Source organism: Actinomyces oris (genome assembly GCF_001937665.1).
Taxonomy (GTDB): Bacteria; Actinomycetota; Actinomycetes; order Actinomycetales; family Actinomycetaceae; genus Actinomyces; species Actinomyces stomatis.
In genome coordinates, this window is record NZ_MSKL01000019.1 from 1 (window position 1) to 11,692 (window position 11,692).

The following is an 11,692-nucleotide window of genomic DNA, read 5'->3' on the forward strand; positions in this document are numbered from 1 at the left end:
TACGGCCCGTCCCCGTCTCCGGCCCTGTTCTACGGCCCGTCCCCGTCACCGACCCCAACCACCGGCCCGCTCCCATCACCCACGGCCCCGACGACGTCGCCCTCGTCTTCGAGAGCGGCGGCATGCGTGGGGCCTACACGGCCGGCCTCGTGCGCGTCATGCTGGAGGCCGGGCTCTCCTTCCCCTGGGTCGGTGGCATCTCCGCGGGCTGCACCAACACCTGCAACTTCGTCTCCCGGGACACCTGGCGCACCCGCGAGGCCTACCTGGGACTGACCACCGACCCCAAGGCCGGCGGCTGGGGCAGCTTCGTGACCGGCAAGGGCTACTTCAACTCCGAGCACATCTACCTGCACACCTCCGCGCCCGACGAGTCCATCCCCTTCGACTGGGAGACCTTCGCCGCCTCACCGGCCACGGTGCGCCTGGGCGCCTTCCGCTGCGACACCGGCCAGGAGGTCTACTGGGGCCTGGAGGACATGCCCACCATGGCGGACCTGCTGGTACGGGCCCGCGCGTCGTCGTCGATGCCGGTGCTCATGCCCATGGTCGAGGTCGACGGCGCCCCCTACGTGGACGGCGCCGTCGGACCCACCGGCGGCTTCGCCATCGACGCCGCCCGCGCCGACGGGTACGACAAGCTGCTCGTGGTCATGACCCGCCCCGAGGACTACCGCAAACCGCCCATGCGACGCCACGAGATCGAGATCCTCCAGCGGCTCTACGCCCGCTACCCGGCCCTAGTTCAGGCCGTCATCGACCGCCCCGAGAACTACAACCGCACTGTCGAGGAGCTGGAGCACCTGCGCAGCCAGGGGAGCGTCTACCTCTTCCGGCCCGAGCGCATGCCCATCGCCAACGGCGAGCTGCGCTACGACCGCATCGTCACCGCCTTCGAGGCCGGCCTGGCCCAGGCCCGCCGCGAGCTGCCCGCCATCGAGGCCTTCCTGGCGAGCTGAGCTCAGTGCGGCAGGGCGACGCCGTAGCGAGCGATGTCCTGGCCCTCGTCGAAGCCGAAGGTGATGACCGGCGGCACCGGCCGGCCGCCGTCGAGGGAGGCGGCCAGCAGATCCAGGACGTGGCGCTCGTGCGGCGGAACCGCCTCGGGCAGGTCGGTCAGGGAGAACCAGCGCAGGCCCGCGTTCTTGGCCGGCTCACGCACACTCGGCGTGCCCGCCCAGGTCCGCAGCGTGAAGAACAGGTCGATGCGCTGCTCCAGAGCCGCGCCGCCGAGGTCATTGGTGCGGTGCATCGCCGTCAGCGCCGTCAGGTCCTTCGCCTCGACGCGGATCCCCAGCTCTTCGTCGGTCTCACGCACAGCCGTCTCGAGGACACTCTCGGCGGCCTCGACGTGACCCGAGGCGCCGCAGGCCCAGTGTCCGTCCATGTAGCCGGTGCCCTGCCGCAGCTGGAGGAGCACCTGGGGCGCGGTGCTCACCGGGCCGGCGTCCCAGTCGGAGACACCCGGATGGGGGCGCAGGAGGTAGACGTAGGCGGCGGGAACAAGGGTGAAGGAGTGGACGGCCATGACGACCACCGTAGACCAGGTGCCCGACCGGAGTAGGTGGAAGGGTTTGTGGGGAGAACTGTCGGGATATGGGTGACAGGGACTCATGAAACCATCAGGAATGTAGGCGATGCTCCGGTGCAGTCAGTCATCAGTGGCCGTCTGTGGCAATTCTGCAGTGTGCCCGCTCTGGGGGCATCGGAGATTCACCTCGGCGGTAACGCTGCCGGCTCGGCGTCGGACAACTAGGCTTCTACCTGGGGCGACGGGACACTGTGGGCCCAGCCCGCGAACCCGGTTCCACTGCCGATCGTCAGCCGTCGACACGATCAATGATGACCGATGCCGACCCGAGCACGACCGACGCCCCGTTGACGTCGATTGACGACGCTGCCTGAGGAGGACTCGATGCAGACCAGCCTTACTCGGCTCACGGCCGACGACGGAGTGCGTCTGGTCGTGCACATCTGGCTCCCCGAGTGGCTCATTGACGGCTCCCTCCTGGTGGCCGACGCTCCCGAGGACGGCGCCCCGGTGCGCCCTATGGCCGCGCCGCGCCCGCAGGTACCCGGCGCCGCCCGCCCCCGGGGCATCATCGTCATCGCCCACGGCATGGCCGAGCACGCCTCGCGCTACGCCCGCTTCGCCGCCTCCGCGGTGGAGGAGGGCTACGCGGTCCTGGCCGAGGACCACCGAGGCCACGGGGCCACCGCCGCACCGGATGGCTTCGGCTTCATCGCCGAGCGGGACGGGTGGGACAGGGTCGTGGCCGACATGGGCACCGTCCTGGACGCGGCCCGGCGGGCCTGGCCCGATGTTCCGGTCTTCCTGGTGGGCCACTCCTGGGGCTCCTTCCTGGCCCGCGACCTGGCCGCCCGCCGCGGCGGCGAGCTGGCCGGCCTCATCCTGTTGGGGACCGGTGCGGGAATCGGTGCGTTGGCCGGCCCCGCCGCAGCGATCTGCGCCGGGGAGTCCCGGCTGCGCGGCCCACGCCGCCCCTCCCGGCTGCTCAACGCACTCGCCTTCGGTCCCTACCAGCGGCACTTCGCCCCCAACCGCACCGAGGCCGACTGGATCAGCCGGGACGTTCACGAGGTCGACCGCTACGTCGCCGACCCCTGGTGCGGGTTCGCCTACCCCTCGAGCTTCTACCGCGACATCATTTCAGGGCAGGAGGTCGTCAACACGGCCGCCCACGCCGCGGCAGTGCCCGCGGGGCTGCCCATGCTCCTGGCCTCCGGGGGCCGGGATCCGGTCGGTGCCATGGGAAGGGGCGTCCAGCGGGCCGCCACTCTCTACCGCCGCGCCGGCGTACGGGAGGTCTCCGTCATCCTCTACCCGGGCGGGCGCCACGAGCTGCTCAACGAGACCAACCGGGACCAGGTCACCGGCGACATCCTCACCTGGATTGACGGACACCTGCCTGAACTGTGAGAACCACCGGGTAATCGCGGATTCTAAGGCGGACACCCGCGTAATTCTTGTAGGAAACCTACAAGTCATGGTCTGGCTCTTCGGTGGGAACCGGTCGTTCGTCATGTCGGCGGTCCCCGTATGGTGGAGCCATGATCACCAAACCCTCCACCCCGGCCGCCGGCTCCGCGGCCCGCTCAGAATCCGTTACCAGCGCCGCCAACCCCGCTCTTGTCCGCGTTCGTGAGGTCGGGCTGATCCTGGCCGGCACCGTCGCCCTGATCCTCATCGGTCAGATCGCGATCCCCCTGCCCTTCACCCCTGTGCCGATCTCCATGGGCACCTTCGCCGCTCTGGGCGTCGGCGCCGTCCTCGGTTCGCGCCGCGGCGCCCTGTCCGCGATGCTCCTCGGCGTCCTGGCCGCCGTCGGCGCCCCGGTCCTGGCCGGCTGGAACGGTGGCGTGGGCGTCACCTTCGGCTACGTCATCGGCTACACCCTCATCGCCGCCATCGCCGGACGCGCCGCCACCGTGTGGTCGCGCCACTCCGGCTCCACGACCGCTCGGGTCGCCACTGGCGTCGCCCTCATGCTGCTGGCCTCGGCCTCGGTCTACGTCCCGGGCCTGATCTGGCTGAAGGTCGCCACCGGCGCCAGCTGGGGCACTACCCTGACCCTGGGCCTGGTGCCCTTCATCGTGGGGGACATCCTCAAGTCAGTGGTCGCCACCGGCCTGCTGCCCGTGCGCAGCCGGATTCGCTGACCATCCCCGAACGGCACGAGTCCGACCCTCCGTGTGCCCTGCCGCGCTGCGCGCTCGGCGGGGCACACGGGCCTCAAGGCCCGCTTCCGGGCGGTCGGTGCGGGTTAGAGTGCCCGTATGAGTCAGCCCGAAAGGCGGGCCATACCCGTCCTGTCCGTCATGGACATGGTCCCCGTCAGCGCCGGATGCAGCCGCACCGACGCCCTCACCGACATGATCGCCCTCGCTCGAGCCGCCGACGCCGCCGGCTACGAGCGCTACTGGTTGGCCGAGCACCACGGCTCCGCCACCTACCTCTCCTCGGCGACCATCGTCCTCATGGGGCAGGTCCTGGCCGCCACCGAGCGCCTGGGTGTCGCCTCCGGTGGGATCATGCTGCCCAACCATGCCCCGCTCGTCGTCGCCGAGCAGATCGGAACCCTGGCCACCCTCTACCCAGGCCGGGTCGAGCTGGGACTGGGGCGGGCCCCGGGCACCGACCGGCGCACGGCCGCCGCGCTGCGCCGAGGGGCCTCCGACCCGGGACACTTCGCCGAGGAGATCCTCGAGATCCTCACCTACCTCGGTGACGAGCCCGTACCGGAACGGGTCCCCGGATCCCTCCTCCTGGGCGCCCCCGGCGTTCCCGACGACGCCGTCCAGACACCCGATCCCGACGGCCCCCGGGTGCGGGCCATCCCGGGGGAGGGCACCCACCCGAACGTCTGGGTGCTCGGCTCCTCCGTCAACGGGGCGCGTGTGGCCGGCCGGCTCGGACTGCCCTTCGCCGTCGCCTCGCACTTCGCCCCGGTCCAGGCCGAGGCGGCCATCGCCACCTACCGCTCCGTCCTCGAGTCCAGGACGGAGGACGCCCAAGGACACCAAGGCGCGCCGGGTGCTCCGCGGGTCGCGGCCGCCGTCAACGTCATGGTGGCTCCCAGCCAGGAGGAGGCCCGCCTGCTGTTCAGCACCGCCATGGCCGCCGCCGCCCGTATCGTCGGCAATCGGCCCGGCCCGCTCGACTCACCCAGCGAGGACCCGCAGGCCTGGCGCGCCTACGCGCCCGGCAGGGAGGGCGCCGTCGAGGCGGCCATGTCCCTGTCCTTCGTCGGGACGGCCGACGACGTCGCCGCCCGCCTGCGTGAGCAGGCCGCCCGGTGGGACCTCGACGAGATCCTCGTGGTCACCTACGCCCACGACCCGGCCCTGCGGCGCCGCTCCTACGAGTTGCTCGCCCAGGCCTGGACCGCCTGAACACGCCAGTTTCTCACGGTTTAACACCTGTTCCACGTGTTGGTCCTGTTTCCTCAGTGGACGTAGTATCCCCGCCTATGGGCGGCGCCTGAGCCCCTCAGTGCGCCGGAAACCCCCTGATCCAGTGACGAATCCCAGTCGGTTCCATGCCCCATGGAGGTCGCATGAACAACGCCCTGACAGTGTCGCGCCGTGGCTTCGGGCTCGGCGCGGCCGCCTTCGGCCTGCTCCTGGTCTCAGGATGCTCGCGCGGATCGAGCTCGACAGGAGGCGGACTGGGCAGCGGCAGCGGCAAGCTGACCCTGGCCTACAACTCCGACGGTCCTCACAAGACCTGGGCCGAGGCCGTGTGCCACTCGGTGTCCAACGTCCTGGGCATCACCATGGAGCCCCTACCGGTGGCCCAGTTCTCCGAGATGCGTTCCGCCATCACCAAGCACACCCTCCTGGGCGCCTTCCGCAGCGGCTGGTTGGCCGACTACCCCTCACTGGAGAACTTCCTCAACGCCACCTTCCAGACCGGTGCCGGCGCGAACGACTCCCAGTACTCCTCGAAGGCCTTCGACGACCTCCTGGCCCAGGCGGCGGGCGCCACCGATCCCCAGACCGCCTACGGCTACTTCCGCCAGGCCCAGTCCCAGCTCTTCGCCGACCTGCCCGGTATCCCGCTGTGGTACCAGAACGGGATCGGCGGCTACTCCCGCAACGCCTCCAACGTCGACTTCAACTGGACCGGTATCCCGGTATACGAGGAGGCCCGCTCCAGCGCCAACGACGGCGTCATCCTGGCCAATCTCTCCGAGCCGCAGAACTCCTTGCTGCCCACCAACACCAATGAGTCCAACGGTGGGCGGGTCCTCGACCTGATCTACGCCGGCCTGATCCGCTACGACAAGGACGGCAACGTCATCAACGAGGTGGCCTCCTCCATCGAGACCAAGGACAACCAGCATTACACGATCACCCTCAAACCGGGCTGGACCTTCTCCGACGGCAGCCCGGTGACATCCGACTCCTTCATCAAGGCCTGGAAGTTCGGCGCCCTGCTGTCCAACGCCCAGCTCGGCTCCTCCTTCTTCGAGAGGATCAAGGGATTCTCCTACGACGAGGACTCCGAGCTGACGGGGCTGACCAAGGTGGACGACCTCACCTTCACGGTCGAGCTGAACGCCCCGGCGTCGGACTTCAAGATCAGCCTGGGGCACTACGCCTACTATCCGATGCCGGAATCCGCCTTCAAGGACCCCAAGGCATACGGCGCCAAGCCCGTGGGCAACGGCCCCTACCGGCTCGTCTCCTGGGACCACGACAGCCGGATCGTCCTGGAGCCCAACCCCGCCTACGCCGGCGGGCGAACCGTGGCGAACAAGGGCATCACCTTCAAGCTGTACACGAGCTTGGACTCGGTCTACAACGACTTGCTCGCCGATGCCATCGACATCACTGACGGAGTCCCCGACTCCTTCCTGCCCATCTTCCAGAAGCAGCTGGGCGAGCGTGCCATCAACAAGCCGGCCGCATACTTCCAGGGACTCGCCATCGACGTCACCCACGAGCACTGGAAGATGGACGAGGAAGGGCGCGCCCGCCGCGCCGCCATCTGCCGGGCCATCGACCGCAAGCTCATCTGCGACAAGCTCTACTACGGCACCCGCACGCCCGCCAAGGACTTCACCGCTCCCACCGTTGTGGGCTGGACGCCGGATGTCCCGGGCAACGAGGTTCTCACCTACGACCCGGACGAGGCCAGACGCCTGTGGGCCAAGGCCGAGGCCATCTCCAAGTTCTGAGCGGGAGGAAGAAGGAGACATGCTTCGCTACGTCGCACGCAGGCTGCTGCAGATGGTCCCGGTGTTCTTCGGTGCCACGCTGCTCATCTACGCCATGGTCTTCGCCCTGCCGGGCGACCCGATCGCCGCTCTCGGGGGCCAGCGCTCGCTCAGCCCCGAGGTGATCGACCAGATCAAGGCCAGCTACCACCTCGACAAGCCCTTCATCGTCCAGTACCTGCTCTACCTCAAGGGGCTGTTCACCCTGGACCTGGGCCAGTCGCTGCGGGGGACCGAGTCCGTCCTCGACGTGCTGGTGCGGGCCTACCCGATCACCATCAAGCTCTCCCTCATGGCCCTGGCCTTCGAGGCCGTCGCGGGCATCGGCTTCGGCCTCGTCGCCGGGGTGAGGAAGGGCGGCTGGTTCGACGCCACCGTCCTGGTGCTCTCCCTGGTGGTCATCGCCGTGCCCACCTTCGTCATCGGCTTCGTCCTGCAGTTCATCATCGGGGTCCGCCTGGGATGGCTGCCGGTCACCGCCGGTGAGAGCCCCGGCTTCACCGAGCTCCTCATGCCGGCCATGGTGCTGGGCGCTGTCTCCTTCGCCTACGTGCTGCGCCTGACCCGCACTGAGGTGGCCGAGAACCTCACCGCCGACCACGTGCGCACCGCCCGGGCCAAGGGCCTGAGCGGGGCCCGTGTCATGATCGTCCACGTCCTGCGCAACTCCCTGGTCCCGGTCGTCACCTTCCTGGGCGCGGACCTGGGGGCCCTCATGGGCGGCGCCATCGTCACCGAGGGCATCTTCAACATCAAGGGCGTGGGAGGCACCCTCTACTCCGCCATCATCCGCGGCGACGGACCCATGGTCGTGTCCTTCACGACTGTGCTCGTGCTCGTCTTCATCGTCTCCAACCTCCTGGTGGACCTGCTCTACGCCGCCCTGGACCCGAGGATCCGCTATGCCTGAGAACAACACGTCCCCCACCACCCGCCCGGGCCAGGAGCGCTTCGTCATCGCCGACGACGAGATCGGCCTGGGGGCCGTCGACGCCGTCGCCGACGAGTCCGCTCCGGCCTCCGTCTGGGTCGACGCCTGGAGGCAGCTGCGCCGTCGGCCCATCTTCTGGGTGGCCTCGGTGCTCATCGCCGTGGCCGTGGCCTTCTCCCTCGTTCCCGGGCTCTTCGCCCCGCGCGACCCCGGCTACTGCACGCTGGTCAACTCCTACCAGGGGCCCTCCTGGGGCCACCCCTTCGGATTCGACATCCAGGGCTGCGACATCTTCGCCCGTACCGTTCACGGGGCCCGTGCCTCGGTGAGCGTGGGCATCTTCACCACCCTCGTCGTGGTCCTCGTCGGCTCGGCCGTCGGGGCCCTGGCCGGGTTCTTCGGCGGCTTCTTCGACGCGCTGCTCTCGCGCGTCACCGACATCTTCTTCGCCGTGCCCTTCGTCCTGGCCGCCATCGTCGTCATGCAGATGTTCCGCAACGACCGTTCGATCCTCACCGTCATCCTGGTCCTGGCCCTGTTCGGCTGGCCCCAGATCGCCCGCATCACGCGAGGCTCGGTCATGAGCGTCAAGAACGAGGACTACGTGACCGCCTCACGCGCCTTGGGCTCAGGACGCATGGCCATGCTGCTGCGCCACGTCATGCCCAACGCCGCCGCCCCCATCATCGTGACCGCCACCGTCGAGCTCGGCGTCTTCATCGTCTCGGAGGCCACCTTGAGCTTCCTGGGCATCGGGCTGCCGTCCTCGGTCGTCTCCTGGGGCGCGGACATCGCGGCCGCCAAGGACGCTCTCAACAGCCACCCGAGCGTCCTGCTCTTCCCCGCCGGCGCACTGGCCCTGACCGTGCTCGGCTTCATCATGCTCGGCGACGTCGTCCGCGACGCCCTGGACCCGAAGGCCCGCAAGTGACACCCTCCAACGCATCCACCGCCACCGCCTCAGGCGCCTCCGACAAGACCTTCGCCCCCGCGGCCTCCTGGAGCGCCGAGAACGACCCCCTCCTGGAGATCAGGGACCTGGAGGTCGCCTTCCGCTCCTCGACCGGGCTCGTGCCGGCCGTGCGCAAGGCGAACCTGACCCTCTACCCCGGCCAGTCCGTGGCCATCGTCGGGGAGTCGGGCTCGGGCAAGTCCACCCTGGCCCATGCCGTCATCGGGCTGCTGCCCGGAACCGGTCGGGTCACCGGCGGCACGATCCGCTTCCAGGGCCGCGACATCACCCACCTGGGCACCCAGGAGCTCACCGCCCTGCGCGGCTCCTCCATCGGACTGGTGCCCCAGGACCCCATGTCCAACCTCAACCCGGTGTGGTCCATCGGCTTCCAGGTCAAGGAGGCGCTGCGGGCCAATGGACTGGCCGGCGTCGCCGACGACCGCCTCGCCAACCTCATGGCCGAGCACACCGAACACGCCGGCGAGGCCCGGAAGCCGGCACCTTCGGCCGGCGGGCACATCGACGTCAACGAGCAGGTGGCCCTTCTGCTGGAGCAGGCCGGTCTGCCCGAGGCCTCCCGGCGGGCCAAGCAGTACCCCCACGAGTTCTCCGGCGGGATGCGCCAGCGCGCCCTCATCGCCATCGGCCTGGCCGCACGCCCCGACCTGCTCATCGCCGATGAGCCCACCAGCGCCCTGGACGTCACCGTCCAGCGACGCATCCTCGACCACCTCCAGACCCTCGTGCGCGAGCTGGGCACCGCGATGCTCTTCATCACCCACGACCTGGGGCTGGCCGCCGAGAGGGCCGAGCACATCGTCGTCATGCACCGCGGCCGGGTCGTCGAGTCCGGACCCAGCCTCGAGGTGCTCCAGGACCCCCGCCACCCCTACACCCAGCGTCTGGTCAAGGCCGCCCCCTCCTTGGCCTCCCGGCGCATCGAGTCCGCCCACGCCCGCGGCATCCAGGTCACCGACGACGAGCTCCTGGGCGCCAGCCTGGGATCGAGCTCCACCGAGGAGATCCTGCGCGTGGAGCACCTCACCAAGGTCTTCGAGGTGCGCGGCGCCAAGGGGAAGGACAAGACCCTCACCGCCGTCGACGACGTCAGCTTCGGTATCCGCAAGGGCACGACGACTGCGCTCGTGGGAGAGTCCGGTTCCGGCAAGTCCACGGTCGCCAACATCATCCTCAACCTCATCGACCCCACCTCCGGCAAGGTGTTCCACGGCGGGGTGGACCTGTCCACCCTGGGCCCCAAGGAACTCTTCGCCCTGCGGCGCATCATGCAGCCGGTCTTCCAGAACCCCTACGGGTCCCTGGACCCGATGTACTCGATCTTCCGCGTCGTCGAGGAACCGCTGAGGGTCCACGGGATCGGCACCGCCAAGGAGCGCGAGGCGCGCGTCGCCGAGCTGCTCGACATGGTCTCCCTGCCGCGCTCGGTCATGCGCCGCTACCCCCATGAGCTCTCCGGCGGACAGCGCCAGCGCGTCGCCATCGCCCGGGCCCTGGCCCTCAAGCCGGAGATCGTCGTGCTCGACGAGGCGGTCTCCGCCCTGGACGTGCTGGTCCAGGCCCAGATCCTGCGCCTGCTGTCCGACCTGCAGGCCGAGCTGGAGCTGACCTACCTGTTCATCACCCACGACCTGGCCGTCGTGCGCCAGATCGCCGACGACGTCGTCGTCATGGAGCACGGGCGGATCGTGGAGGCCGGGGCGGCCGACGAGCTCTTCGCCGATCCGCGCCAGGACTACACCCGTGAGCTGATCCGGGCCGTTCCCGGGGCCGGCATCGACCTCTACGGAGATGAGAAATGATGAGGTCTGAATGAGACCTCAATCGGGGGTGGACCCCTGGTGACGCGGCGGTGGACTCAAGGCCACCGCCGCGTTTTATTTCTCCTCCACTATTAACCATTTGGGCATTTCCTGAATACTGGAAATGTATCCATCGAGTTTCATGCGACAGGTATTGTGACCCCATTCATTTGTTCGTACACGGTGTCACCTCCAACGCCGCCAGGTGCGCCTGCTGCGGGCCAGTGATCCTTGCACCGGTGGGTTGTCCGAAGGAGGAGAACGCATGCTCCCGTACCTGGCGCGCCGGATCGCGAACTACGCGGTCCTGCTATTCATCGCCACGTCGTTGGCCTATCTGTTGGCCTCGGCCTCCCTGGATCCCTCGGCCCTGTGGAACCGCCAGGACCCATCTCTCAACTGGGACGCCATTCACGCCAACCTCGTCAAGTACAACATCAGCCACGACCTGCCCGTGTGGGACCGCTACGTCACCTGGCTGCGCAACGTCGTCCTCCACTGGGACTGGGGCCGCACCCCCAAGGGTGAGCTCATCAACACCCTCATCGGCACCAAGATCTTCGTCTCAGTGCGGCTGGTGTTCCTGGGCGCCGCCATCGGCATGGTCGGGGGAGTGGCCCTGGGGGCCTGGACCGCCACGCGCCAGTACCGCTTCTCCGACCGCGCGATCTCCCTGATCTCCATGATCATCATCTCCACCCCCGCCATGGTCATCGCGATCCTCCTGCAGGTCCTGGCCGTTCAGATCAACCGCTCCTCCGGCTACCAGATCTTCGAGTTCACCGGTGAGGGGGAGGGCGCCCTCGGTCGCCTCCAGCACCTTCTGCTTCCCACCTTGTCGATGTCGCTGGGCGGTATCGCCTCCTACTCCCGCTTCCAGCGCAACCTCATGCTCGACACCCTGGGGGCCGACTACGTGCGCACCGCCCGAGCCAAGGGCCTCGTCAAGCGCAAGGCGCTGACCCGCCACGCGCTGCGCACCGCGCTCATCCCCATGGCCACCTACTTCGCATTCGCCCTGGCCACCCTGTTCACCGGCGCCGCCATCACCGAGCGGGTCTACGGCTGGCACGGCATGGGCGAGTACTCCATCAGTGCGATCTCCGGCATGGACATCAACGGGGTGACGGCCGTCGTCGCCTTCTCCGGGCTGTGCACCCTCACTGGTGCGCTCCTGTCCGATGTCTTCGTGGCGATCGTCGACCCGAGAGTGAGGGTGAGCTGATCCATGGCGCGCAACGCT

Annotated in this window: 10 protein-coding genes; 9 read left to right on the top strand and 1 reads right to left on the bottom strand. The window is 68.9% G+C overall.

All coding sequences use genetic code 11. The features are described from left to right. Nucleotides 1-959, top strand: a 959-nt coding sequence (locus BKH28_RS07515; RefSeq protein WP_256695532.1) for a patatin-like phospholipase family protein, incomplete at its 5' end; no start/stop codon positions are given. Between the two features lie 2 nt (nucleotides 960-961). On the opposite strand, the gene BKH28_RS07520 is transcribed toward BKH28_RS07515, so the two are convergent. Continuing rightward, nucleotides 962-1,528 (bottom strand): NUDIX domain-containing protein, encoded by a 567-nt coding sequence (locus BKH28_RS07520; protein WP_075418218.1) that lies wholly within the window; start codon nucleotides 1,526-1,528, stop codon nucleotides 962-964. 387 nt (nucleotides 1,529-1,915) lie between these two features. Between BKH28_RS07520 and BKH28_RS07525 the strand changes: the two genes are divergently transcribed. The 8 genes from BKH28_RS07525 (at nucleotide 1,916) to BKH28_RS07560 (ending at nucleotide 11,674) form a co-directional block, all read left to right on the top strand. Next, nucleotides 1,916-2,941 (top strand): alpha/beta hydrolase, encoded by a 1,026-nt coding sequence (locus BKH28_RS07525; protein WP_075418219.1) that lies wholly within the window; start codon nucleotides 1,916-1,918, stop codon nucleotides 2,939-2,941. 131 nt (nucleotides 2,942-3,072) lie between these two features. Beyond that, nucleotides 3,073-3,681: a biotin transporter BioY gene (locus BKH28_RS07530; protein WP_009393990.1), complete on the top strand. Its 609-nt coding sequence runs from the start codon at nucleotides 3,073-3,075 to the stop codon at nucleotides 3,679-3,681. Nucleotides 3,682-3,798: 117 nt separating this feature from the next. Further along, nucleotides 3,799-4,914, top strand: coding sequence for an LLM class flavin-dependent oxidoreductase (locus BKH28_RS07535; RefSeq protein WP_075418220.1), 1,116 nt, complete (start codon nucleotides 3,799-3,801; stop codon nucleotides 4,912-4,914). 164 nt (nucleotides 4,915-5,078) lie between these two features. Then, nucleotides 5,079-6,704 carry an ABC transporter substrate-binding protein gene (locus tag BKH28_RS07540; protein ID WP_075418221.1) on the top strand — a complete coding sequence of 542 codons (1,626 nt, stop codon included), beginning with the start codon at nucleotides 5,079-5,081 and terminating at the stop codon, nucleotides 6,702-6,704. A gap of 19 nt (nucleotides 6,705-6,723) precedes the next feature. Then, nucleotides 6,724-7,653 (top strand): ABC transporter permease, encoded by a 930-nt coding sequence (locus BKH28_RS07545; RefSeq protein WP_075418222.1) that lies wholly within the window; start codon nucleotides 6,724-6,726, stop codon nucleotides 7,651-7,653. Continuing rightward, a complete protein-coding gene (locus BKH28_RS07550; RefSeq protein ID WP_075418223.1) occupies nucleotides 7,646-8,605 on the top strand; it encodes an ABC transporter permease in 960 nt (319 codons plus the stop codon). The genes BKH28_RS07545 and BKH28_RS07550 overlap by 8 nt, the downstream gene beginning before the upstream one ends. Further along, on the top strand, nucleotides 8,602-10,449 hold the full coding sequence (locus BKH28_RS07555) for a dipeptide ABC transporter ATP-binding protein (protein ID WP_075418224.1): 1,848 nt from the start codon (nucleotides 8,602-8,604) through the stop codon (nucleotides 10,447-10,449). The genes BKH28_RS07550 and BKH28_RS07555 overlap by 4 nt, the downstream gene beginning before the upstream one ends. Nucleotides 10,450-10,714: 265 nt before the next feature. Continuing rightward, on the top strand, nucleotides 10,715-11,674 hold the full coding sequence (locus BKH28_RS07560; RefSeq protein WP_075418225.1) for an ABC transporter permease: 960 nt from the start codon (nucleotides 10,715-10,717) through the stop codon (nucleotides 11,672-11,674). The last annotated feature ends 18 nt before the right edge of the window (nucleotides 11,675-11,692 follow it).